This window comes from Ideonella margarita, assembly GCF_038066635.1.
Classification (GTDB): Bacteria; Pseudomonadota; Gammaproteobacteria; order Burkholderiales; family Burkholderiaceae_C; genus Ideonella; species Ideonella margarita.
Genome location: NZ_JBBUTI010000001.1, coordinates 444,943 through 468,753 on the forward strand (window position 1 = coordinate 444,943; position 23,811 = coordinate 468,753).

Below are 23,811 nucleotides of genomic sequence, written 5' to 3' on the forward strand. Positions count from 1 at the left end.
GAAACCAGGGGCGTTGCCCCCGGCTTCATTCACCCCACAAGTTGCGCATGACCTCGGTGAACCGGGCCTGATGCTGCGCCTTGCCCGGCCGCTCGCCGTCGCGCAGCGTCCACCGGCCCGCCACCATCACGTCGCTCCAGGCCTGGCCGGGGCTGGAGAACACCAGCGCGTCCAGCGTGCGGCTGGTTGGGATGCCTGCCAGCGCTGCGTCCGTTGCCGGAGCCACCAGCAAGTCGGCGCGCGCACCCACCTGCAGGCCCCAGCTTGTCTGACCTGCCGCCGCGGCACCACCGGCCAGCACGGCCTGCCACAGCCGGCTGGCCGTGGCGCCGGCCGCGGGCGGGTGGCTCATGGCCACATTGCGTTGCCGCCATTGCAGCCGCTGTCCGTATTCCAGCCAGCGCAGCTCCTCGCGCCAGCAGCGCGTCACCTGGCTGTCTGAACCCACGCTCAACGGCGTACCTGCGCGCAGCCAGCCGGGCAGGTCGGTCAGGCCGTCGCCCAGGTTGGCCTCGGTGGTCGGGCAGATCACCACGCCGCTGCCCGCGCGGCCTGTGGCCTCGATCTCTTCCGGGGTGACGTGGGTGGCGTGCACGAGCTGCCAGCGCGCATCCAGCAGCCCCTCTGCTGCCAGCCACTGCACCGGCCGCTGCCCGGTGGCTTGCAGGCAGTCATCCACCTCGGCGGTTTGTTCCGCCACATGGATGTGGATGGGCAGGTCTTGCCCCTCGCACAGCGCCCGCAGGCGGTGCAAGGAGGCTGGCCGCGCCGCGCGCAGCGAATGCACCGCCACGCCGGCATTCAGCGAGATGTGGCCTTGCGCCGCCACATGCCGCTGTGCCGCCATCACTGCCTCGGCGTCACGGTGGAAGCGTTGCTGGTCCGGGCGCAGGGCGGGCTGGGTGAAGCCGGCGCGCTCGTAGAGCACCGGCAGCAGCGTCAGGCCGATGCCCACCTCGCTGGCGGCATCCACCACGGCCTGGCTCAAGGCGTGAGCCTGCTCTGTTGCTGGCTCACCAGCCGTGTGCGCCAGGTAATGAAACTCGCAGACCTGGGTGTAGCCGCCCTCCAGCATTTCGCCGTACAGCTGCGTGGCAATCGCGTGCAGGCTGGCCGGGGTGATGCTGTCTGCGACGCGGTACATGCGGTCGCGCCAGCTCCAGAAGTTGTCGCCGGGCTGGTCCACATGCTCCGCCAGACCTGCGAAGGCGCGCTGGTGCGCATGGCTGTGGGCATTCACCAGGCCGGGCAAGGCCGGGCCATTGAGCCGCAGGGCATCGGCCGGGCAGGGCACACCGGCCTGCACGCTGCGCCAGCGGCCGGCGCTGTCGATTTCCAGCAGCACGTGGCGCTGCCAGCCGTCGGGCAGCCAGGCCAGGTCAGCCCACAGGCGCTGGTGGTTCATTGGGCGCGTGCTGCTCATGGCTGCGCGGCCTGCGGACGCCAGTCGCGCATCACCTGAACCAGCGCCTGCAGCACGGGCTGGATGTGCGCGATGTACGCGGCCTGCAATTGCGTCTCGCGCGTCGGCGTGACGCTTTCGTCGAGGTAGCAGCGCCAGCACATTTCCAGTTGCACCGCATGGATGCCCTGGGCCGGCTGGCCATGCTGTCGGGTGATGTAGCCACCCTTGAAGCGACCATCCACCACCTGGGTGAAATGCTGCTGGCGGGCCAGCACAGCGCCCAGCGCATCGCGCAGGCTGGTCGCGCAGCTGGTGCCGGTGACGGTGCCGAGGTTCAGGTCCGGCAGCTGGCCTTCAAACAGCCAGGGCAGCACCGAGCGGATGCTGTGGCCATCAAACAGCACGGCGTGGCCATGCTGTGCCTTCAGCCGGTTGAGCTCGTCGTGCAGCAGGTCGTGGTACGGCTGCCAATACAGCGCGCGGCGGCGCTCCACCTCGGCCGCGTCGGGGGCCAGGCCGGGCAGGTAGATGTCTTCGCCGGTGAAGAAGCGGGTCGGGCACAGCTCGGTGTTGTTCGCCCCCGGGTACATCGGCGCGTTGTCGGGCGGCCGGTTCAGGTCGATCACGTAGCGCGAATAAGCCGGCACCAGCAGCCCGGCACCCATCTCGCGCGCAAACGCGTACAGCGGCGCCATCAGCCAGTCGGTGTCTTCGACGGCCTTGGCGCGCGGCACCATGTGCCGGGCGATGTCGTCAGGCAGCTCGGTGCCGCAATGCGGCAGGCTGATCAAAAGCGGCGTGGTGCCACGCTGCAGCACGGGTGGTCGGTGGGTCATTCCGGTTGTTCCTTTCCGGGGCGGCCGCCCCACACCACCTGCGCGCAGGGGTTGTGGCCAAAGCGGTACGCCAGTTCGTTCGGGTGATCAATGTGCCAGAGCGCGAAGTCGGCGCGGCGTCCCGGGGTGAGCTGCCCATGGGTTTGGCTCAAACCGAGCGCCTGCGCGGCATGGCGGGTCATGCCTGCCAGGGCTTCTTCCGGCGTCAGGCGGAACAGGGTGCAGGCCATGTTCAGCATCAGCAGCGGCGAGAGCGTGGGCGAGCTGCCTGGGTTGTGGTCGGTCGCCACGGCCATCGGCACGCCTGCGTCGCGCAGGGCCTGCACGGGGGGCAGGTGGGTGTCGCGCAGGAAGTAGTAGGCGCCGGGCAGCAGCATGGCCACGGTGCCGGCCTGGGCCATCGCCTGCACGCCGTCGGAGCCGAGGTGTTCCAGGTGGTCGGCGCTCAATGCGCCGTGGCGGGCGGCCAGTAGAGCGCCGCCGCTGTCCGTCAATTGCTCGGCATGCAGCTTCACCGGCAGGCCCAGCGCCCGGGCGGCGTTGAAGACGCGCTCGATCTGTGCCGGCGAGAAGGCGATCGATTCACAGAACCCATCCACCGCATCGACCAGGCCCTGCGCATGCCAGCCGGGCAGCCAGCCGCACACGGCGTCGATGTAGTCATCCGCTCGGCCTTCAAACTCGGGCGGCACGGCGTGGGCGGCGAGGGCGGTGGTGCGGACTGTCAGCGGCAGCTGTTCACCAATGCGGCGCGCCACGCGCAGGCAACGGGCTTCGTCGGCGAAGCTCAAGCCGTAGCCTGACTTGATCTCGATGGTGGTCACGCCTTCGGCGATCAGGCAGCGGGCGCGGCGGGTGGCGTCGCGCAACAGCTCCACCTCGGTGGCGCCACGGGTGGCCGTCACGGTGGAGCGGATGCCGCCGCCGGCGCGGGCAATGTCTTCGTAGCTGGCGCCCTGCAGTCGCAGCTCGAACTCCCGGGCGCGGTGGCCGCCATACACCAGGTGGGTGTGAGCGTCGATCAACCCCGGCGTGATGACGCCGCCCGACAGCCGGTGCTCGATGTGCACGTCCAGGCCGGCAGGCAGGTCGTCGGCCCGCCCGATCCATTCGATGCGGTCGCCGTCGGTGAGCAGCGCGCCGTCTTCGATCCAGCCCCAGGGGCGGTCGGGTGTCATGGCGGCGATGCTGGCGCCGCGCCACAGGGTGCGTGTTTTCATGAGGGGGCTCGGTATTCGGTGCTCAGTCCTGGCGTGTCAGCGGCGGCTTGGTCACTGATGCAGCCACCAGGCGGCCAGTGGCTGGGTAGGTTGCCCGGCGGATGGCTCGGTGGCTTGTGCGTGCCATTCGCTGGCGTCATCCACGGCCCAGGCCAGCGAGCCCGCAGGCAGCGTGATCGGTTCGCAAGCGCTGCGGTGCAAGATCAGCGGGGTGTGGGTGTAGATGCCGCGCCAGCGGGGCGTGGCCGGGGTGCTGGCGGCATCAACAGGCGGTGCAGCAGGTGCGGCCTCAACGCGCACCATGCCCGCCCCGCCGTGCTCACCGGGCGCCGGCCGCAGCATCAGGTTCAGGTCCCGCGTAGCGCCCTGCACCAGCGCGCAGGCCGGGGCGCTGGCGCCGTCGAACGGCCAGGGCGCGCTGCGGGTGGTCAGGGTGCGCGCATCGGCTGCTTCACCCAGCACCACGCCGTGGCCTTCCAGCACCGCGAACCAGCGCTGCACGCCGGGGAAGGCCGAGAACGGCCCGTCGCGGGTGATGTCGGCCACGCTCACCCGCACCAGCCAGTCGTCGCCATCGGGCCAGCGCAGCAACTCGCGGGTTTCGCCGCCGCCGTTGCGCCAGGGTTGGGGCGGGCAGTCGGCCAGGCTCACCAGCGTGAGTCTGGAAGGGCTGATGGGCGCGGTCATGGGGTGAACGAGCCTTCCAGCTGGTACCGCGCCCCCGGGTGAATCAGGCGCGCCTGGGTGATGGCTGCGTCGCGCGTCCAGGTGCGGCGCACCACCACCAGGCAGGGGTCGTCGCGCAGGATGTTGAGGGCCTTGGCGTCGGCCGCGCTGGCCGCGGCGGATTCGATCGAATAGCGCGCCCGCCACAGCGCGGTGTGCTCGAACAGGTAGTGCGTGGGCGTGATGCGCTCGAAGTCTTGCGAGAGGTAATCGGGCGCCACCGCCGGGTTCACATGGCGGTCTTCCAGCTGCAGCGGCACGCCGTTTTCCAGGTGCACGATGCGGCTGTGGAACACCGGCGTGCCGGCCACCAGGCCCAGCGCCGTGGCCACGGCTTCGGTGGCGGGCTCGGCGCGCTGCATCAGCACGCGGGCCGTGTGCTCGTGGCCGCGGGCTGCGATCTCGTCGTGCACGTCGCGCAGCGTGAGCGTGGCCGACACCTTGTGCAGTTGCGCCGCAAACGTACCCACGCCTTGCACGCGGTCGACCAGGCCGTCGGCCTGCAACTCTTTCAGCGCGCGGTTCACGGTCATGCGGCTGACGCCGAACAAGGCCACCAGCTCGGCTTCTGACGGCATCAATTCGCCGGCCGCCCACTCACCGGCCACCAGTCGGTCTTTCAGGTGCTGCTTGACCTGGGCGTAGGGCGCCAGGCCGTCTCGGCTCAGGGTTGACATGGGTGCGATGCTACTTGCCTTTGCTTGTCTAGACAAGTAGAGTGCAGCCCGAACAACCTGCTGGAGATCCCCATGTCCACCTCTGCCCAACCTCGTCCTGTCTCGTCGCCCACGGGCACCACGCTCAGCTGCCGCAGCTGGCTTACCGAGGCCGCCTATCGCATGCTCCAGAACAACCTGGACCCGGCCGTGGCCGAGAACCCCGAAGCGCTGGTGGTGTACGGCGGCATCGGCAAGGCCGCGCGCAACTGGGACTGCTTCGAGCAGATCCTGAGCACCTTGAAGACGCTGGGTGATGACGAAACGCTGCTGGTGCAGTCGGGCAAGCCGGTGGGCGTGTTCCGCACCCATGCCGACGCGCCGCGCGTGCTGATCGCCAACTCGAACCTGGTGCCGAAGTGGTCCACCTGGGAGCACTTCCACGAGCTCGACCGCAAAGGCCTGATGATGTACGGCCAGATGACGGCCGGCAGCTGGATCTACATCGGCAGCCAGGGCATCGTGCAGGGCACCTACGAAACGTTCGTCGAGGCCGCCAAGCAGCACTTCGGTGGCTCGATGACCGGCCGCTGGATCCTGACGGCCGGCCTGGGTGGCATGGGTGGCGCACAGCCGCTGGCCGCCACCTTCGCGGGCGCCTGTTCGCTGAACATCGAGTGCCAGCAGAGCCGCATCGACTTCCGCCTGCGCAGCCGCTACCTTGATGAGCAGGCCACCGACATCGATGACGCGCTGGCCCGCATCGCCCGCTACACCGCCGAAGGCAAGGCCATCTCCATCGGCCTGCTGGGCAATGCCGCCGAGGTGTTGCCGCAACTGGTGGCCCGCGCCCGCGCCGGCGGCCTGCGCCCCGACATGGTGACCGACCAGACCAGCGCCCACGACCTGGTGTGGGGCTACCTGCCGCCGGGCTGGAGCGTGGAGCAGTGGCGCGCCGCACAGGCCGATGACAGCCAGCATGCCGCGCTGCGCAAGGCCGCGGCCCAGGGCTGCGCCGTGCACGTGCAAGCCATGCTCGACTTCCAGGCGCTGGGCATTCCCACGGTGGATTACGGCAACAACATCCGCCAGGTGGCGTTCGATGAAGGCGTGACCAACGCGTTTGATTTCCCCGGCTTCGTGCCCGCCTACATCCGCCCGCTGTTCTGCCGTGGCAAGGGCCCGTTCCGCTGGGTGGCGCTGAGCGGTGATCCGGAAGACATCCGCAAGACCGACGCCAAGATGAAGGAGCTCTTCCCCGAAGATGCCCACCTGCACCGCTGGCTCGACATGGCCGGTGAGCGCATCGCCTTCCAGGGCCTGCCGGCACGCATCTGCTGGATCGGCCTGGGTGAGCGCCAGCGCGCCGGCCTGGCCTTTAACGAGATGGTGAAGAACGGTGAGCTGAAGGCCCCCATCGTGATCGGCCGTGACCACCTCGACAGCGGCTCGGTGGCCAGCCCCAACCGCGAAACCGAAAGCATGCTCGACGGCTCCGACGCCGTCAGCGACTGGCCGCTGCTGAACGCACTGCTCAACACGGCAGGCGGCGCGACGTGGGTCAGCCTGCACCACGGCGGCGGCGTGGGCATGGGCTACTCGCAGCACTCGGGCGTGGTCATCGTGTGTGATGGCACGGACGAAGCGGCCCGCCGTGTCGAGCGCGTGCTGTGGAACGACCCGGCCACCGGCGTGATGCGCCATGCCGACGCGGGCTACGAGATCGCCCGCCAGTGCGCCCGCGAGCAGGGCCTGAACCTGCCTATGCTCAACACCGGCGCCTGAGCGGCCTCCGGCCTCGACCCGCATTTTCTGGAATTCACCATGACGACCAAGACCCCCTTGACCCTCACCCCCGGCGCCCTGACGCTGGACCAGCTCCAGGCCATCCACGCCGGCCGTGTGGTGCTGACGCTCGACCCCGCCGCCCGCCCCAACATCCGCGCCAGCGCCGCGGTGGTACAGGCCGCAGCCGCCGGTGACGCGCCCGTGTACGGCGTGAACACCGGCTTCGGCAAGCTGGCCAACCAGCGCATCAGCGCGGCCGATCTGGCCAAGCTGCAGCTGAACCTGATTCGCTCGCACTCGGTGGGCGTGGGTGAGCCGCTGGCGCCGGAAGTGGTGCGCCTGATGCTGGCCATGAAGGCAGCCAGCCTGGCGCGCGCCTACTCCGGCGTGCGTGAGGTCGTGATTGACACCCTGCTGGCCGTGCTGAACGCCGGCCTGGTGCCCTGCGTGCCGTCCAAGGGCTCGGTGGGCGCCTCGGGTGATCTGGCACCGCTGTCGCACATGACGCTGGCGCTGCTGGGTGAGGGCGAGTTCATGGTGGACGGCCAGCGCCAACCCGCCGGCCCCGTGCTGGCTGCGGCCGGCATCGCACCGCTGGCGCTGGAAGCCAAGGAAGGCCTGGCGCTGATCAACGGCACGCAGACCTCGGCGGCGCTGGCGCTGCACGGCTTCCTGGCCTTCGAGCCGGTGCTGGAAGCTGCGCTGGTGGTGGGCGCGCTCACTGTTGACGCGGCGCGTGGCTCTGACGGCCCGTTTGACCCGCGCATCCATGCGCTGCGCGGCCAGCCTGGCCAGATCGACGTGGCACAGGTGTACCGCAGCCTGCTGGCCGGCAGCGCCATTCGCGCCTCGCACGAAGAAGGTGACGACCGCGTGCAAGACCCGTACTGCCTGCGCTGCCAGCCGCAGGTGGTGGGTGCGTGCCTCGACCAGTTGCGCCATGCCGCGCTGGTGCTGTGCCGCGAAGCCAATGCGGTGACCGACAACCCGTTGGTCTTCTTTGAAGACGGCGCGATGATTTCCGGCGGCAACTTCCATGCGGAACCGGTGGCCCTGGCCGCCGACGCCATGGCTGTGGCCATCGCCGAAGTGGGCGCGATCGCGGAGCGCCGCATCGCCATGATGATCGACGCCAGCGTGTCACGCCTGCCGCCGTTCCTCAGCAGCGACGCGGGCCTGAACAGCGGCTTCATGATCGCCCACGTCACCGCGGCAGCGCTCGCCAGCGAGAACAAGTCGCTGGCGCACCCGGCCAGCGTCGACAGCCTGCCGACCAGCGCGAACCAGGAAGACCATGTCTCGATGGCCACCTTCGCCGCGCGCCGCCTGCAACCGATGATCGCCAACGTCGCGCACATCATCGGCATCGAGTGGCTGGCTGCGGCTCAGGGCATCGAGTTCCTGCGGCCGCTGAAGAGTTCAGCCGTGCTGGAGCAGGCCCACGCCCTGCTGCGCGAACGCTGCGCCGCCATGCCCACCGACCGCTACCTGGCGCCCGACATTGAAGCCGCCGCTGCGCTGGTGCGTGAAGGTGCGCTGACGGGTTTGTTGCGCGCCCAGCCCGGCTTGCCGGCGCTGTGGGTGCCGGCCTGAGTTTGGAAGGCCGGTGGAGGGGCGCTTGAGAAGCGTTTGAGGAGGAGGGGCTGCTGCGCGCAGTCTCGACCACTCAGTCCTTGAGATGTCCCCAGCGGCACCACTGCTGCTCACAAGGCACGCCGTCGCCATTGCCGTCCATCACCACGGCAGGGCAGTGGGCGAGGAAGTACTTGGCCTCGGCGCATGAGGTCATCTGCGAGCAGAACCGCCGACCGTCGCAGTGGAAAGCGCTCGGCCCGGCGGGTGCCGTCGGGCGGGCCTTGACCGGCGGCGATGCTGGAGCCGGCGTCGCAGCAGAAACGGAAGCGGGAACAGGTGCAGAGGCAGTCGCAGCCCGCTTCTTCGCCTCGGCATTCAATTGCTGGATGCTGGGGCGCGGGCCTGCTTCCTCAGCCGGACACGGCGCCTGCTGGAAAGTGACCGTGCCGTCGATCATGCATTTGTTCGCCGCTGCGGCAGAGGTGCTGACGACAGCGAGCAGCAGACCCAGCACGAGGCTGGCGACGGACGAGTTTGTGAGCATGGCGTAAACGGCAGCGCGTGCGTGAACAGATCAGCCCGCATTCTCCGCGCACTGACGGACGATGACCCTGGCAACCCCTGTGCTGGCGGGCAGGAACGTGTGCAGGTGTGGCAACTCCACCCAATCACCGAGCCAGCGGGCGTTGGTTTCCGAGTTTGAAACCACACCGTCGTTGGGCTCGAAGCCGAACACTGAGAGCCGGACAGCGGCGAGCGACCCATGCCGTGGACGTAGAGCGTGCGCATGGCCGGGTTCGGGTGTTGTCAGTTGAGGTGATGGCCGTCGTGATCGAGGCTACTCACCACGCACCCCGACCGGCCTCCATCGCCTCAATACGCGCTGCGCGTTTCCACACCCAGCAAGCCATCCTTCAGCGCCTGGTCCACCGGCTGCGGGCCGACCCAGATGCGCAGCACCATGGCGAAGAACTCGGCGTCGCCGACCGGGGCGCCCTGGGGTTGGCCGGAGATGTAGAACTGCGTGCCCTTGCCGGGAATGAAATCCATGGCGAAGGTGTCGCCGGGCACCAGCTTGGGCTTGCCCGAGAAGATCTCGATCAGGCGGGTGGACGACATGGTGTGGCGTTGCACCAGGTCTTTGGCCGAATTGGCTTGCAGGCCCTTGATGAAGGCCAGGCCCAGGTCGGTGCCCGGAATCTCGCGCAGGGCGGTGAAGCGCAGGCGCTTCGGGCCGGGCTGGTTCACCAGGGCGTCGGCGGTGTTCACCTTCTGCGGCGTGTACAGCGCCATGTCGTACACCTTGAACATCACGCGAAAGCGCGTGCCCGTGCCATTGAGCTGCAAGGTTGAGCCTTGCAATTGGGCGGTGGGCTCGAAGGTGGTGCTGGTGGGCGCTGCGTGCACGGGGGCCACTTGCAGGGCCAGGGCGCACAGCGCCGTTGCAAATAGCGGCGCCAGATAATGCGCTTGGCGTCGGTTCATGCCGGTCTCCTTGATGCTTGTTGGTTGGCTTTGAAAGCCATTTTGGTGGCTTCAATGGTCAGTGCCCACCATCCATCAGGGGGATCGTGCATCTCAAACCACGCCAAGGTGATCCAGAACACGGACGGTTCTGGCTTTGGCAGGTGTTTTCAGGCCTCTGTGGCGGCCCGCAGCGCGGCGGAAGGCTGCAAGGTGCCCACCTCGATGCCGTTCCAGTTGCGCATGTGCACCGTGGTGCGGGGCGCCAGCACGGCGTGGTCGGCTTCATTGCGTGCCACCCAGGTGGCCAGCAGGTGGGACATCACCACCTCCACCGCGCGGGCGTTGTTGCCGTCGTCCATCTTGATGGCCACACCCCAACCCAGCTCAGGCAGGGCGGCGCAATAAACGCCTTCGGCGCCCACCTTGCAGAACACGCGTTCACCGAAATGGGCCATCACGTCGGTATCGAAGCGGTCGGTGCCCGCCACCATGAAGGGCGCTTTGGCCACGGCCTTGCGCAGCCGGGCGGCGGCGCGGGCGTGGTCGGCACTCAGCCCCTGGCCGGTGGCCACGCGGGCAAAGCCGAGTGCCAGTTGACGCAGCGGCATGCCGAAGGTGGGGATCGAGCAGCCGTCCACGCCGACGGGGGCCTGGCGCAGGTCGGTGCTGGTGGCAGTGGCCAGTGCGTGGGTCACCTGCTGCATCACCGGATGATCGGGCTGCACGTAGCCTGACAGAAATCCGCGGGCATCCAAGCCCTGTTCGCGGGCCAGCAAGCAGCCCAGGCAGACAAAGCCGGCGTGTTTGCCGGAGCAGTTGTTGTGCAGCGCGGTGGGCTCGCCGCCACTGCGGGCCAGTTCGCGGCTGCTGCGGTCGTGGCTGGGCCAGTGGCTGCCGCAGCCCAGGGCGGTGGCGTCAACGCCGGCCTTGGCCAGCATGCCGGCGGCGGTGGCTGCGTGCGCGGGCTCGCCGCCATGGGAGGCGCAGGCCAGGGCCAGTTCGGTGTCGGTCAGCTGGAACAGATCAGCTGCGCCGCTGGTGATGAGCGGCAGCGCCTGCAGCACCTTCACGGCAGAGCGCGGAAAGATCGCGCGGTCAATGTTGCCCAGCGCGTGGACCACCGTCCCGGTGGCGTCCACCACGGCAAAAGCGCCCTGGTGGAAGGATTCGGTCACCCCACCGCGTTGCACATCAACCAGAACCGGATTCGACATGGCGGGCAGCGCTGTGAGGTGAGTCGGGCGATCAGGCCATCTTGGCCTTGGTGCGCTTCGCGTGCTTGGCGCCCTTGCCATGCTTGCCGGCCTTGGCGTGCTTCGCAGCCTTGCCAGCCTTGGCGTGCTTGCCACCCGCCTTGGCCACCGAGGCCTTGGCCGGGTGGTGAGCGGTACGGGCTTCGGCTGGCACAGCGGTGGCCAGGGCCACGCCCATCACCAGGGCAGACAGGGCGGCGCCGATACGGGGCAGAGCGAATTTGGACATGGGGTCTCCTACTTCGGTGATTCAGGACAGAACGCGGGTCTTGCAGGCATTCACGATGCCGTTGCGTTACTCTGAATCCTACCCCTGACGCCCGGTGTTTCAACCCGGGCGGCCAACGAAATCTTTGCCCTGTGACGAGGTGTTTCCCGGGTAGCAGAAGCCCCTGCGCACGTGCTCGCCTCAGCGCCCGGTCTTGCGACCGCCCACCGGCTTGCCCACCACGCGTGCACTCGGCTTGGCACTGCCCGGGCGGGCTGGGCGGCTGCCGTTGTCGCGCGGTGGCAGGCCGGTGTGCTGCGTCAGCATGCGCCCGGCCACCGGTTGCCCGGACTTGGCCGAAGGCTTCACCACCGCCTTGCCCGTGGTCGGGGCAGGCGTGGAATTGGCGCGTCGAGCGCTCTGGTAGCTGCCGTCGGTGGCGGGCTGCCAGGTCGGGATCAGGTGGTGCTTGCCGTTGCCGATCAGGTCGGCCCGGCCCATGGCCTTCAGGGCTTCGCGCAGCAGCGGCCAGTTGTTGGCGTCGTGGTAGCGCAGGAAGGCCTTGTGCAGGCGGCGGCGCTTCTCGCCCTTGACGATGTCCACGCGCTCACCCTTGCGCGCGTCGCGGCTGATGCCCTTCAGCGGGTTGTGGCCCGAGTGGTACATCGCCGTGGCCGTGGCCATGGGCGACGGGTAGAAGGTCTGCACCTGGTCGGCGCGGAAGCCGTTGTGCTTCAGCCAGATCGCCAGGTTCATCATGTCTTCGTCGCTGGTACCCGGGTGGGCGGCGATGAAGTACGGGATCAGGAACTGCTTCTTGCCGGCTTCCGCACTGAACTTCTCGAACATCGCCTTGAAGCGGTCGTAGGTGCCAATGCCCGGCTTCATCATCTTCGACAGCGGGCCACCTTCCGTGTGCTCCGGCGCGATCTTCAGGTAGCCGCCCACGTGGTGCGTGACCAACTCCTTCACGTATTCCGGGCTCTGCACGGCCAGGTCGTAACGCAGGCCCGAGCCGATCAGGATCTTCTTGATGCCGCGCAGGCTGCGGGCCCGGCGGTACATGTTGATCAGCGGCGTGTGGTCGGTATTCAGGTTCGAGCAGATGCCCGGATAGACGCAGCTCGGCTTGCGGCAGGCGGCTTCGATCTCGGGTGACTTGCAACCGATGCGGTACATGTTGGCCGTCGGGCCGCCGAGGTCGGAGATGACGCCGGTGAAGCCCTTGACCTTGTCGCGGATGTCTTCCACCTCGCGGATGACCGAGTCTTCCGAGCGGCTCTGGATGATGCGGCCTTCGTGCTCGGTGATCGAGCAGAAGGTGCAGCCACCAAAGCAGCCGCGCATGATGTTCACCGAGAAGCGGATCATTTCCCAGGCCGGGATCTTGGTCTCGCCGTCGTGGCTGCCGTTCTTGTCGGCATAGGCCGGGTGCGGCGACCGCGCATAGGGCAGGTCGAACACCAGGTCCATCTCTTCGGTGCTCAGCGGCAGCGGTGGCGGGTTGATCCACACGTCGCGGGCGATGTGGCCTTCGCCGTGGCGCTGCACCAGCGCGCGGGCGTTGCCCGGGTTGGTTTCCAGGTGCAGCACGCGGTTGGCGTGGGCATACAGCACGGGGTCGCTCTTGACCTGCTCGTAGGCCGGCAGGCGCACCACGGTCACTTCACGCGGGGTTTGAATCGCGCGGGTGCCCTGGCGGGTCACGGGCTGGCGCACGATCATCACCGGCTTGCTGCCGTCCGGCAGGGCCGCAGCGCCGGCCGGCACTTCACCGCCCGACTTGCTGCAGGTGGCGCCGTTGTCCTCAGCCTGCTCTTCCAGCGTCAGGTACGGGTTCAGCAGCTTGTCGACCTTGCCCGGGGTGTCCACTTCCGACGAATCAACTTCATACCAGCCGTCCAGCGCGGGGTCGTTCGGCTTGCGCATGAAGGCCGTGCCGCGCACATCGGTGATGCTCTCGATCGATTTCTTCTGGGCCAGCCGGTGGGCCACTTCCACGATGGCGCGCTCGGCGTTGCCGTACAGCAGCAGATCGGCCTTGGCGTCGATCAGGATCGAGCGGCGGACCTTGTCGCTCCAGTAGTCGTAATGGGCGATGCGGCGCAGCGAGGCTTCGATGCCGCCGATCACCACCGGCACGTCCTTGAAGGCTTCCTTGCAGCGCTGGGTGTAGACCAGCGTGGCGCGGTCGGGGCGCTTGCCGCCCACATTGCCCGGCGTGTAGGCGTCGTCGCTGCGGATCTTCCGGTCGGCGGTGTACCGGTTGATCATCGAGTCCATGTTGCCGGCCGCCACGCCGAAGAACAGGTTGGGCTTGCCCAGCGCCTGGAAGGCGTCAGCCGAGTTCCAGTCCGGCTGCGCGATGATGCCCACGCGGAAGCCCTGGGCCTCCAGCGTGCGGCCGATCACGGCCATGCCGAAGCTCGGGTGGTCGACATAGGCATCACCGGTGACGATGATGATGTCGCAGCTGTCCCAGCCCAGTTGCGTCATTTCCTCCCGGCTCATGGGCAGGAACGGCGCGGTGCCGAAGCGCTTGGCCCAGAACGGGCGGTAGGCGCTCAGGGCCTTGGGCTTGGCAGCTGCAGGGCGTGACGGGGCGAGGGTGTTGGACACGGTGGCGGGCTCGGCTAGGGCGTTGCGCGGCAGGTCAGGCACCCGCGCGGGGAAAACGGCAGCGCCGGGCGAGATGCTTGGCATGTCGTCCGGCGCTAGGCCGCTATTGTCCCCGGTATCGGCCCGGCTTGCAGATAACCCTGATTGCGGCCCGGCTGCCCGGTGTGACTTCCTGCTGGAAGGCCCCGGCCGCTACGGCGGTTCAGCGGCCGAACAGGCTGCGCACGGTGCGGCCCACGCCTTCCACCACGCCGCCCACGCTCACGCCCACCGCCTCGGCCAGGCCGGTGGCAAAGCGCTTGGCCAGGCTGTCGTTGAGCGAAAACGTCGGGTCATCCAGCCGGCCCTGCAGCGTGAAATCCAGCTGGATGCGGCCATCCCGGCTCAAGGTGGCCAGCGCCGCGTCGCGCGAAACGCCCCCCACCTGGTTCCACAGCCCCGGCCCGCTGGCCAGTTGCAGCCCGGTCAGGGTGATGCGCCCGGGTGCCTCCAGCCGGCGCCCGGCCACCCGAGCCTGCAACTGCAGGTCCAGCCGGCCGGCACGCACACCGCCGTCGGCGGCCTTCAGCAGCCAGGGCTGCAGCAGGCGCATGTCCACGTCTTGCAGGGTGATGTCCAGGTCGGCGTCCAGGCTGGCGGGGGTCAGGTCACCAGACAAGCGCAGCTGCCCGTCCCGGCCTGCGCCCAGCACCTTGGCCGCCATGTCGATCTGCATCGGCTCGTCCAGCGCGGTGAGCGTCAGGTGCTTGAGCGTGGCCTGCACTTCGGCGAACGTCAGGTGATGGGGCTTTGGCAGGGCGGGGCGGAAGGAGTCGTCGAACAGGTCCAGCCGGCCGTCCACGAGGTCGATTCGGTCGACGACCAGCCGGGTGCCGCTCGCTGCTGCGGGCTCAGGGGGCGGGGTGGGTTTTGCCGACGTAGTTGCGGACGCTGTTGCGGACGCAGTTGCCGATGTCGTTGCCGACGCAGTTGCCGACGTCTTTGCCATCAAGCCAGGCACCACCAGCAGCTTGCCCTGGCGGTTGCGCAGCATCACCAGGCGCGCTCCCTCCACCTTCACCCGGGCCAGGCGCCACGAGCCGCCCAGCACGCTGCGCCACGAGGGCCGGATGTGCACCGCCTCGGCGCTGAGCTCTTCATCAGCCGGCCAGCCGGGCACCGCCGCCACCCGCAACTGCCGCACGGTGATGCCGAACGACGCGACCTCAATGCTGCCGATGCTGGCGCGCGGGCCGAGGGCATCGCGCACGGCGGTGGCCAGGCGCTGCTGGGCCCAGATGCTGGCGCCCCACAGGGCCAGGGCGATGAGCAGAGGAACGGCGGCCAGGCGCAGCGCGCGGCGAGACAGGAGAGGGTTCAGCAAGGGAGCACACCGGGAATGACAGCCCGCCATTTTCGCCGGAAGCCCCGCCACGGGCACGGCGGCGCGCGGCTGGCCACAATTGCGGCCATGCCTACGCGATCATCTGATGGCCCGAATAGCGGCCTGAATGCCCAAAAGCCTGCCCGCAGAACGGCCAGCAAGATGGGCGTAAAGGCGGCTGTCAAAGCCGCACCCGCCGCCGACGCCGCCAATGCGTCCACGGACGTGCCCGTGACCCTGCCGCTGATCGGTGTCGATTTTTCGAGCGCACCCACCAAGCGCAAACCGGTGGTGGTGGCGCAGGGCGTGCGCTCGGGCAGCGTGGTGCGGCTGGATGGCCTGCAGGCCTTCGACAGCCTGGCTGCGTTTGGCGACTATCTGAAGCACACCCCCGCCTGGCTCGGCGGCTTCGACTTGCCGTTCGGCTTGCCGCGCGAGCTGGTGGAGACGCTGGGCTGGCCCACCACCTGGCCCGCCTTGATGGACCACTACGCCGCCCTGAGCCGGCCGCAGATCCGCGAGCAGTTCGTCGGCTTCTGCGCTGCCCGGCCGGTGGGCGGCAAGTTCGCCCACCGCGTCTGCGACGGCCCCGCGGGCTCATCACCCAGCATGAAGTGGGTCAATCCGCCGGTGGCCTGGATGCTGCACGCCGGTGTGCCCTTGCTGCGCGCCGCTGACGCCTGGATGCCCGGCTTGATGCCCGCACCCACAGAGGCGCCGCAACGCGTGGCGCTGGAGGCCTACCCCGGCCTGCTGGCGCGCGAGGTGCTGGGCAACCGCAGCTACAAGAGCGACGACCGCGCCAAGCAGACGCCTGAGCGCCTGATTGCCCGCAAGGACCTGCTGGAAGCGCTGGAGCAGGGCCGCACCCGGCTGGGCCTGCGCATCCGGCTGAGTCACGCCCAGCGCGACGACCTGGTGGCCGACGCCAGCGGCGACCGGCTCGACGCGCTGCTCTGCCTGCTGCAGGCAGCCTGGGCCGGCGGTCGCCGTGATTGGGGCCTGCCTGCGGCGGTCGATCCGCTTGAAGGCTGGATCGTCAGCGCCTGACCGGCAGCGCGCCACCCCCGGCGTGGAACAATCCGGCCATGAGTCGTCTCACCCGTTTCTGGCGCATGGCCAATACCGCCCGCCTCGCCGCCTACCTGATGGCGCTGTGGAAGCTGGCGCGTCACCCCGAGACGCCGCTGGCCCCGAAGCTGGTGGCCTGGCTGGTGCTGGGCTACGCGCTCAGCCCGATCGATCTGATACCTGATTTCATCCCGGTGCTGGGCCAGCTTGACGACATGCTGCTGGTGCCGCTGGGTGTTGCGCTGGTGGTGCGGCTCACGCCCCGTCCGCTGTGGGCAGCGTGCATGCAAGCCGCCGAAGCGCAGACCGAAACCTTGCCCAAGCTGTGGTGGGGCCTGCTGCTGGTGCTGCTGATCTGGGCGCTGCTGTTCGTGGCCTTCGCGGCCTGGCTGGTGCGCACGGTGTGGCACGGCGTCTGAGGCTGACGCACCGGGCGCTCTGGGTGGTCTCGGCCGCCTTGGTGTGGCCCGCCGCCAGCCAGGCCTGGCCCGCGCGGGTACAGCGTGTGGCCGACGGCGACACCGTCTGGGTGCAGCGCCTGCACACCACCGAGCCACCGGGCAAGCCGCAGCTGGTGCGCCTGCAGGGCATTGACGCGCCCGAGGGGTGTCAGGCTGGGGGTGACGCCGCCACGCAGGCCTTGCGGGCACGTTTGCTGAACGAGGTGGTGGAGCTCACGCCGCTGGGCGACGATGTGCACGGCCGGCTGCTGGCGCGCGTGCACCTGGGCGGCCACGACGTTGGTCGCGACCTGGTGTTGCAAGGCCTGGCCTGGAGTTACCGCTACAAGGGCGACCCCGGCCCCTATGCCGCTGAAGAGGCGGCTGCCCGGCAGGCCCGGCGGGGCTTGTTCGCGGCTGGTGCGCCGGAGCCGCTGCCCCCGCGGGCGTTCCGCCAGCAGCACGGGCGGTGTGTTTACCAGCACGGGCACCCACAACAACGTCCATGACGGCACCCCAGCAGATGCCGCGTCGGATCCCCGTCAGGGCGTCGTGAAGTTCAGCGTGGTGGTCTGGCCGGCGCTGGTGGTGCTCACATCCACCGTGGCCGCGGGGCCCAGCGCGCCGTTGGTGGCGATCTGGAAGCAGCGCTTGTCGGTGGTGGCCTCATCAGGCAGCGTGCTGCTGCTTGTCAGGCACCAGCCCACGCCACCGCCAGCCATGGTTTCGAGTGACCAGCGGATGCTGAAGCTGCCCGTGGCCGCCGCGCCTGCGGTGCAGCTGGCCAGGATCGAGCCGCTGGCCACCAGGCCGCTGTTGCCCACGGCCGCGTACTCGGGCGGGGTGCCGATGGTGGTGACGGACGAGCACACCGACACATCGCCGCTGTCATCGACCTGGCCCAGCACGTCGCCGGTGCTGGCATTGAAGTAGACGCGGTTGATGCCGGTCTGCTGCACGTTCGGGCCGATCAGCGTGAGGGTTTCGCGCTGCTCGCGCGCCAGCACCGTGCTGGGCGGGTAACTGGTGCCGGCGCCTGGCGCGTAGCGTATGCCGAGCGTGAAGGTCTGGCCCTGGAAGGTGGTGGTCAGCGTGCGCTGCACCGTGCCGGTGGTCAGGCTGAGCCACGGCGCGCGGATGTTGTAGCTGCTGGTGTTGCCACTGCCGCTGTCACTGCCACCGCCGCCGCAAGCGGCCAGGCTGAGTGCGAGTGCACCCAGTGCGCCCAGCGCGGTCAGTCGCGAGGCCGTGGAAAGCTGAACGGCGTGCTTCATTTGCGCATCAGCGTGCTCTTGCCGAACAAGCTCTCGATCAGGTCCACCGCCACTTCGGCGGTCTTGTTGCGGATGTCGATGGCCGGGTTCAGCTCCATCACGTCCAGGCTGGCCATGAGGCCGGTGTCGGCGATCATTTCCATGCACAGCTGGGCTTCGCGGTAGGTCGGGCCGCCGGGCACGGTGGTGCCCACGCCGGGGGCGATGTCGGGGTCGAGGAAGTCGACGTCGAAGCTCACGTGCAGGTGGGTGTTGGCGTCCATCGTGGCCAGGGCCAGCTCCATCGCGTGGCGCATGCCCATCTCGTCGATGTAGCGCATGTCGAAGACCTCCAGGCCTTGCTCATGCACGAAGCGCTTTTCGCCGGCGTCCACGCTGCGGATGCCGATCTGGCGCACCCACTTCGGGCTGATGGCAGGCACCAGGCCGCCGATCTCGATCAGCTCCTTCGGGCCGTGGCCGCACAGGCAGGCCACCGGCATGCCGTGGATGTTGCCGCTGGGCGTGAGGGCGCTGGTGTTGAAGTCGGCGTGGGCATCCAGCCAGAGGATGCGCAGCTTCTTGCCGGTGTCGCGGCAGTGGCGTGCCACGGCGCTGATCGAGCCCAGGCCCAGGCAGTGGTCACCGCCCAAAAGGATGGGCATGCGGCCGACGCTCAGCTCGGCGTACACGGCGTCATGCACCAGGCGGTTCCACTCGGCCACTTCGGGCAGGTGGCGGTAGCCCTCCACCGGGGGCTGCCAGGGGTTGGACGGGCCTGCAAGATTGCCCCGGTCGAGCACTTGCACGCCATGGCTTTCCAGGATCGGGCCGATGTTGGCCACGCGCAGGGCTTCTGGCCCCATGCTGGCGCCACGTGCGCCGGCACCGATGTCGGTGGGCGCGCCGATGAGGGAGACTTGTTTCTGCATGGGCGTGATTGTCAGGGCAAGCGGGCCGCATCGCCTGCGGCAAAGGCCCCGCCGCGCCGAAGGAAAATCGGCCGCAGCGGGCGTGGCGCACCTCAATCGTCGGCGTACTGGCCTTCAAAGTCGGCCGGGGCGTCCAGGCCGTAGTCCTGCGCCAGTACCTGCCAGGCCTCGTCAGCCGTCTCGACGAAGCGGAACAGGTTGACGTCGTCGGCGTGGATCATGCCGGTGTCGATCAGGTGGTCGAAGTTGATCAGCTTGGTCCAGAACTCACGCCCGAACAGCAGGATGGGCCGGCGCCGGCACTTGCCGGTCTGGATCAGCGTCATGGTCTCGAACAGCTCGTCGAGGGTGCCAAAACCGCCGGGGAAGCACACCAGCGCCACCGAGCGCATCAGGAAGTGCATCTTGCGCAGCGCGAAGTAGTGGAACTGGAAGCACAGTGCCGGCGTGATGTACGGGTTGGGCGCCTGCTCATGCGGCAGCACGATGTTCAGCCCGATGCTGCGCCCGCCAGCTTCGAACGCGCCGCGGTTGCCTGCCTCCATGATGCCGGGGCCACCGCCGGTGACCACCACCACCGGGGTCGGCAGCTTGGCGGTGCGCTCGGTGACGATGGCCGCGAACTTGCGGGCCTCGTCGTAGTACACGCTCATCGCCTGCTGGGTGCGGGCGCGGCGGATGGCGATGTCCTCACCCGCGGCTTCCGCTTCAGCCAGGCGCTGCGCCGCCACGTCGGGCGCCGGAATGCGCGCGCTGCCGAAGATGACGATCGTGCTTTCGATGCCCAGCGCCTTCTGCGCCAGCTCGGGCTTGAGCAGCTCCAGCTGCATGCGCACCGGGCGAAGCTCGTCGCGCAGCAGGAAATCGGTGTCGGTGAAGGCCAGCTGGTAGTTGCTGTCCGGACCGTCGTAGCGCGGCAGCGGCCGCGCGGTGTTCTGGGCTTCCTCCACGGCGGAAGGGAAGTTGCGTGCAGTCAGGGGCCGGGGTGCGCTCATGGACAACGGTCTGGTGGTTGGCAGGCGCCCAGCTTAACCCCAAGCGCGGCGCCCTGAAGGCCCGCAGATAGGGCACAACAGTCCGGGTGTTCAGCCGGGTGCGCTCCAGAAAGCCTCATCAAGCTGCGCTCCCAGCGTGGCCAGTGCGCCGGATGGCAGTTGCAGGCGGCCGTCGTCAGCCAGTCGCCCCTCGGCGCGCAGCAGCACGCCGCGTGCGGGCGCCCAGCACCACCAGCGGCTGAGCGGCTCAGCAGCCTCCGCGGGCAGGGCTTGCAGGTGACGCTGGGCGGCGCCGCGCCGCGCCAGCAGGCTGGCCAGCGGCGCCTCATGCACCGGCCCGGCATCCACCAGGTCCACATGCCTGCCGCTGGCCAGCCCCTGCATCACCAGTTGCTGTGCCAGCCGGCTGGCGGCCGGGGCCACCTGCGACACCACCGCCTGCGCGCCGGCCGGCAGCAGCGACAGCATCACCGGATGACGCGGCAGCAGCGGGGCCAGGTCATCGGCCCAGTGCGCGCCCAGCCGCTGCGCCGCCTGCGCCGGCGTCATGCCCGCAAAGTGCTGGCCGAGGGCCGCCCAGAACGGCGACTGCCCCCGTTCATCACGCAGACCCGGCAAGGCGCCAAACACCGTCAGGCCCAGGTTGGCGGGCTGCTGATGCGCCATCCAGCCCAGCAGCAACACGGCCGCGTCGAGCAGCGCTTGCTGGCGTTCGGCCTCGGCCGCCAGCAGGGCCGGTGCTGCCAGGCCCGTCAGCTCGATCGCGCCGGTCAGGTTGCTGCCCAGCATCAGCATGGTCTGGCGGTGGTGCAGGCCCAGTTCGGGCGCTGCATGCGCGCGGGTGCCCAGGTGGATCCAGTGCCGGGGCCGATCCAGACCGGTGCCGCCTTGCAGGCCCAGGTGCAGCTCGGGCGAGCCATCACCGGCGGGCATCTGAAGGTGCCAGCTGGCGGCCTGCGGGTCGAGGGCGTTTGGCGCCGCTTCCTGCCGCACGTTGATCAGCAAGGTGTCAGTCATGGCGACCTCCGCGGGTCAGGGCATTCAGGCTCATCGGCGCGACGCGGGCGAGCGCACCGGGGCCGAGGTCGATCTGCCTCGCCAGTGCGGTGGGCAGGTGGGCGGCGGTTTCGCCGACGCGGCCCAGCATCGCCCGGAAGCGGTCACGGTGGGGGGAGCTGATCAGGCACAGGCGTGGTCGGCCGTCCGCGGCCTCACCTTCCTGGCCTGCATGTCGCCCCTCGGCCGACGACAGATGACGGGCGCGGGCCACGCTGTGCAAGGTGGCCAGGCGGGCCTCCACGATCGGGCCGGCGTCGAACACGTCGACCCAGGTGTCGGCATCGAAGCCCTCATCCTGCAGGATGGAAAACGGCAGCTCGGCCACCGGGTGCAGCTGGCCGATGGCCCACTGGGCGGCCTTGGGCAGCACGGCGACATAGATCGGGGCAGGCGGCATCAGTGCCGCGATGAACGACTTGCTGCGCCCCCCGGCCAGCTTCTCGGCCACCGGGTAGTCCATGTCGAAGAACTGGCGGCCCACGGCATTCCAGAACGGGCAGTGCCCGGTGTCGTCGGCCAGGCCCGGGCTCTCGGCCGCCACGCGCTCGGAGAAGCGTTCCACGAACTCGGCGATGAACAACAGACGCCCGCGCGACAGCAATTGCGGCGCCAGCGTGTGCTCGTAGGCCGGCTCGATGTAGAAGGAGGTCAGCAGGGTCACGCCCGTCAGGTCATGGCAGAGGTGCAGCGTGTGCATGCGGTTGCTCAGCCCGAGCGCGGCGTTGCCGTGCACGATGACCTCGTTGCGGAAGGCATAGAACTGCCCGCCAAAACCCGCGCTGGCGGTGATGCCGCTGGTGCCCACCACCCGGCCCAGCGCCAGGTCTTCCAGCACGAACAGGTAGATCTCCTCGCCGCTGGCATCGTCGGCGCTGGCGAAGGCGTGCTGCGAGCGGGCCAGCCTGTCGGCCAGCGCCGCGCGGTCGGCCGGCAGGGTGGTGATGCCGTGGGCACTGGCCACGGCGAAGCGCTCCAGCGCGTCAAGATCGTCGCTGCGGGCCGGCCGCATCAGGTAGCGCGCGGGGTCGTCAAGGGCGGGCAATGTCATGGGGATTCCTCGTCGTCGCCAGCGTGGCTGTCGGGGCGGTGGCCGTCGTGGGCGGGGGCGGCGCGCCAGGCGGCGGCACGACCGGCCCGCTCTTCACGCGGGGTGTGGCCAAACTGGGCGCGGTAGGCGCGGGAAAAGTGCGGGCCTGAGGCGAAGCCGCAGGTCAGGCCGATCTGCAGGATGGATTGCGAGCTGTCCTGCAGCAGGCGGCGCGCACGCGCCAGGCGCAGCTGCAGGTACCAGCGCGCCGGCAGCTCATCCAGGTGCTGCTTGAAAAGTCGCTCCAGTTGCCGGCGCGACACGCCGACCAGCTGCGCCACGTCCTCGGTGGCCAGGGGTTCGGCGAGGTTGGCTTCCATCAAGGCCACGGCCTCGGCCAGCTTGCCCGAGGCCAGCAGCGGGGCCTGGCGGCCGCCGGTCTGCCGCTCCTGGCCATCACGTATGCGCTCCAGCCCGAGGGCCGCCGCTGCCTGGCTGGACAGACGCGCGCCGTGCTTCAGGCCCAGCCAGTGCAGCAGCATGTCGAGGCTGGCGGTGCCGCCGCCGCAGCTCAGGTGCTGGCGGTCCATCTCGTACAGGTGGCCGGAGACGACAACCTCGGGGCACAGCTCGGCCAGTTCGCTGACATGGTCCCACCGGACGGCGCAGCGCTGGCCGTCCAGCAGGCCCAGGCCGGCCAGCCACGCCGCGCCGCTGCCGATGCCGCCCAGCCAGGCGCCACCAGCCAGCGTGGCCGGCAGCCATTGCCCGAGCAGGCTGAGCGCCGCCGGGGCCGAGTGCGGCAGCTGGGCAGCCACCACCAGCAGCATGTGCAGATCACGCGCGGCGGCCAGCGGGCCGTGAACCGGCAGGGCTGCACCGGACTGGCTGCGCACCGGCTGGCCGTCGAGCGAGAGCCACTGCACGTCGTAGTGCCGCTCGCCCAGCACCTTGTTGGCGGCCGTCAGCGCGTCGTTGGCCCCTGCCAGCTCGATCAGGTGGCAGCCCGGCAACAACAACAGGCCAATGCGGTGCATCAGGGGGCCGTCACTTCAGGCCGCTGCCGAGGAACTGGCGCAGGCGTTCGCTGCGTGGGGCGCCGAAGATCTGCGCCGGTGGTCCGGCTTCCTCGACCTGGCCTTCATGCAGGAACACGGTCTGGCTGGAGACCTCGCGGGCGAAGCCCATCTCGTGCGTCACCACCAGCATGGTGCGGCCTTCCTCGGCCAGCTCGCGCATCACCGCCAGCACCTCGCCCACACGTTCGGGGTCAAGCGCGGAGGTGGGTTCGTCGAACAGCAGCACCTGCGGGTCCATGGCCAGCGTGCGGGCGATGGCGGCGCGCTGCTGCTCACCGCCCGAGAGCCGCGACGGGTACTCGTTCGCGCGGTGCGCCAGGCCCACGCGGGCCAGCAGCGCATGGGCGCGATCGACCGCCTGGGCTCGGGAGTGGCCCAGCACATGCACCGGTGCTTCGATGATGTTTTCCAAGGTGGTGCGATGTTGCCAGAGGTTGAAGTTCTGGAACACGAAACCCAGCCGGGTGCGCCAGCGCCGAAGCTGGCCGGCATCCACCGCGTCGAGGCTGCCGTCGCGGCCCGGCTGCAGCGCCAGCGGCTCGCCGTTCATGCTCATGCTGCCGGCGTGCGGATGCTCCAGCAGATTCAGGCAGCGCAGCAGCGTGCTCTTGCCCGAGCCGCTGGCGCCGATCAGCGTGATGACATCGCCGGCCTGGGCGGCCAGGCTGACGCCGCGCAGCACCTCGCGGTCACCGAATCGCTTGTGCAGGTTGCACACCGCCAGCGCCGGCGGCAGTTCGCGCGAATCGGGGGGCGGGGTGCCGGCCCGGTCAGGGGCGCTGCGGGTGTGATGGTCGAGAAGGGTGGTGCTCATGGTGGTGCGGGAATGGGTAGCAGCG

Annotated in this window: 23 protein-coding genes; 5 read left to right on the plus strand and 18 right to left on the minus strand. The window is 69.4% G+C overall.

Translation table 11 applies throughout. The features are described from left to right. Window positions 1–25 precede the first annotated feature (25 nt). The 5 genes from hutF to hutC are packed head-to-tail and all read right to left on the minus strand — an operon-like array spanning window position 26 to window position 4,864. Window positions 26–1,423, minus strand: a complete 1,398-nt coding sequence (hutF, locus tag AACH00_RS02125) for a formimidoylglutamate deiminase (RefSeq protein ID WP_341397287.1) — start codon at window positions 1,421–1,423, stop codon at window positions 26–28. After that, window positions 1,420–2,241 carry an N-formylglutamate deformylase gene (gene hutG / locus AACH00_RS02130; protein ID WP_341397288.1) on the minus strand — a complete coding sequence of 274 codons (822 nt, stop codon included), beginning with the start codon at window positions 2,239–2,241 and terminating at the stop codon, window positions 1,420–1,422. Before hutG ends, hutF begins: the two co-directional genes overlap by 4 nt. Continuing rightward, entirely contained in the window at window positions 2,238–3,461 is a 1,224-nt protein-coding gene (gene hutI, locus AACH00_RS02135) for an imidazolonepropionase (protein ID WP_341397289.1), read from the minus strand. The genes hutG and hutI overlap by 4 nt, the downstream gene beginning before the upstream one ends. A 51-nt stretch (window positions 3,462–3,512) precedes the next feature. Continuing rightward, window positions 3,513–4,148 (minus strand): HutD/Ves family protein, encoded by a 636-nt coding sequence (locus AACH00_RS02140; protein WP_341397290.1) that lies wholly within the window; start codon window positions 4,146–4,148, stop codon window positions 3,513–3,515. Continuing rightward, entirely contained in the window at window positions 4,145–4,864 is a 720-nt protein-coding gene (gene hutC / locus AACH00_RS02145; RefSeq protein ID WP_341397291.1) for a histidine utilization repressor, read from the minus strand. Before hutC ends, AACH00_RS02140 begins: the two co-directional genes overlap by 4 nt. Window positions 4,865–4,936: 72 nt before the next feature. On the opposite strand from hutC, the gene hutU reads away from it, so the two are divergent. Together hutU and hutH are read left to right on the plus strand one after the other, a co-directional pair. Further along, on the plus strand, window positions 4,937–6,628 hold the full coding sequence (gene hutU / locus AACH00_RS02150; RefSeq protein WP_341397292.1) for a urocanate hydratase: 1,692 nt from the start codon (window positions 4,937–4,939) through the stop codon (window positions 6,626–6,628). A 39-nt stretch (window positions 6,629–6,667) separates the two neighbouring features. Next, on the plus strand, window positions 6,668–8,224 hold the full coding sequence (hutH, locus tag AACH00_RS02155) for a histidine ammonia-lyase (protein ID WP_341397293.1): 1,557 nt from the start codon (window positions 6,668–6,670) through the stop codon (window positions 8,222–8,224). Between the two features lie 73 nt (window positions 8,225–8,297). Here the strand turns inward: hutH and AACH00_RS02160 are convergent, their stop codons facing one another. The 6 genes from AACH00_RS02160 to AACH00_RS02185 all read right to left on the minus strand — a co-directional run bounded on the left by AACH00_RS02160 (window position 8,298) and on the right by AACH00_RS02185 (window position 15,116). Further along, window positions 8,298–8,750, minus strand: coding sequence for an excalibur calcium-binding domain-containing protein (locus tag AACH00_RS02160; protein WP_341397294.1), 453 nt, complete (start codon window positions 8,748–8,750; stop codon window positions 8,298–8,300). Window positions 8,751–9,079: 329 nt separating this feature from the next. Further along, entirely contained in the window at window positions 9,080–9,691 is a 612-nt protein-coding gene (locus tag AACH00_RS02165) for a chalcone isomerase family protein (RefSeq protein WP_341397295.1), read from the minus strand. A gap of 149 nt (window positions 9,692–9,840) precedes the next feature. Continuing rightward, window positions 9,841–10,887: an asparaginase gene (locus AACH00_RS02170; protein WP_341397296.1), complete on the minus strand. Its 1,047-nt coding sequence runs from the start codon at window positions 10,885–10,887 to the stop codon at window positions 9,841–9,843. Window positions 10,888–10,918: 31 nt separating this feature from the next. Continuing rightward, the gene (locus AACH00_RS02175) at window positions 10,919–11,155 is read right to left on the minus strand and encodes a hypothetical protein (RefSeq protein ID WP_341397297.1); all 237 of its coding nucleotides are present in this window, start codon (window positions 11,153–11,155) and stop codon (window positions 10,919–10,921) included. A 180-nt stretch (window positions 11,156–11,335) separates the two neighbouring features. After that, window positions 11,336–13,837, minus strand: coding sequence for a YgiQ family radical SAM protein (locus AACH00_RS02180; RefSeq protein ID WP_341397298.1), 2,502 nt, complete (start codon window positions 13,835–13,837; stop codon window positions 11,336–11,338). A 118-nt stretch (window positions 13,838–13,955) separates the two neighbouring features. Next, window positions 13,956–15,116, minus strand: a complete 1,161-nt coding sequence (locus AACH00_RS02185) for a DUF748 domain-containing protein (protein WP_341397299.1) — start codon at window positions 15,114–15,116, stop codon at window positions 13,956–13,958. 237 nt (window positions 15,117–15,353) lie between these two features. On the opposite strand from AACH00_RS02185, the gene AACH00_RS02190 reads away from it, so the two are divergent. From AACH00_RS02190 to AACH00_RS02200, 3 genes are read left to right on the plus strand one after another with little or no spacing between them, the layout of a single operon-like run. Beyond that, on the plus strand, window positions 15,354–16,166 hold the full coding sequence (locus tag AACH00_RS02190) for a DUF429 domain-containing protein (protein ID WP_341397471.1): 813 nt from the start codon (window positions 15,354–15,356) through the stop codon (window positions 16,164–16,166). 38 nt (window positions 16,167–16,204) lie between these two features. Continuing rightward, window positions 16,205–16,606: a YkvA family protein gene (locus AACH00_RS02195; RefSeq protein WP_341397300.1), complete on the plus strand. Its 402-nt coding sequence runs from the start codon at window positions 16,205–16,207 to the stop codon at window positions 16,604–16,606. Next, entirely contained in the window at window positions 16,591–17,136 is a 546-nt protein-coding gene (locus AACH00_RS02200) for a thermonuclease family protein (RefSeq protein WP_341397301.1), read from the plus strand. Before AACH00_RS02195 ends, AACH00_RS02200 begins: the two co-directional genes overlap by 16 nt. A 33-nt stretch (window positions 17,137–17,169) precedes the next feature. Here AACH00_RS02200 and AACH00_RS02205 read toward each other — a convergent pair whose 3' ends face one another. The 7 genes from AACH00_RS02205 to AACH00_RS02235 all read right to left on the minus strand — a co-directional run bounded on the left by AACH00_RS02205 (window position 17,170) and on the right by AACH00_RS02235 (window position 23,786). Beyond that, a complete protein-coding gene (locus tag AACH00_RS02205; protein WP_341397302.1) occupies window positions 17,170–17,901 on the minus strand; it encodes a hypothetical protein in 732 nt (243 codons plus the stop codon). Further along, window positions 17,898–18,812 (minus strand): arginase, encoded by a 915-nt coding sequence (gene rocF, locus AACH00_RS02210; protein ID WP_341397303.1) that lies wholly within the window; start codon window positions 18,810–18,812, stop codon window positions 17,898–17,900. The genes AACH00_RS02205 and rocF overlap by 4 nt, the downstream gene beginning before the upstream one ends. 92 nt (window positions 18,813–18,904) lie before the next feature. Next, complete coding sequence (locus tag AACH00_RS02215; RefSeq protein ID WP_341397304.1) at window positions 18,905–19,807, minus strand: LOG family protein; 903 nt, start codon at window positions 19,805–19,807, stop codon at window positions 18,905–18,907. Between the two features lie 90 nt (window positions 19,808–19,897). Next, on the minus strand, window positions 19,898–20,824 hold the full coding sequence (locus AACH00_RS02220; RefSeq protein WP_341397305.1) for an arginine N-succinyltransferase: 927 nt from the start codon (window positions 20,822–20,824) through the stop codon (window positions 19,898–19,900). After that, complete coding sequence (locus tag AACH00_RS02225; RefSeq protein ID WP_341397306.1) at window positions 20,817–21,914, minus strand: arginine N-succinyltransferase; 1,098 nt, start codon at window positions 21,912–21,914, stop codon at window positions 20,817–20,819. The genes AACH00_RS02220 and AACH00_RS02225 overlap by 8 nt, the downstream gene beginning before the upstream one ends. Further along, window positions 21,911–22,930, minus strand: a complete 1,020-nt coding sequence (locus AACH00_RS02230) for a GlxA family transcriptional regulator (protein ID WP_341397307.1) — start codon at window positions 22,928–22,930, stop codon at window positions 21,911–21,913. The genes AACH00_RS02225 and AACH00_RS02230 overlap by 4 nt, the downstream gene beginning before the upstream one ends. 10 nt (window positions 22,931–22,940) lie before the next feature. Continuing rightward, the gene (locus tag AACH00_RS02235) at window positions 22,941–23,786 is read right to left on the minus strand and encodes an ABC transporter ATP-binding protein (protein WP_341397308.1); all 846 of its coding nucleotides are present in this window, start codon (window positions 23,784–23,786) and stop codon (window positions 22,941–22,943) included. Window positions 23,787–23,811: the final 25 nt, after the last annotated feature.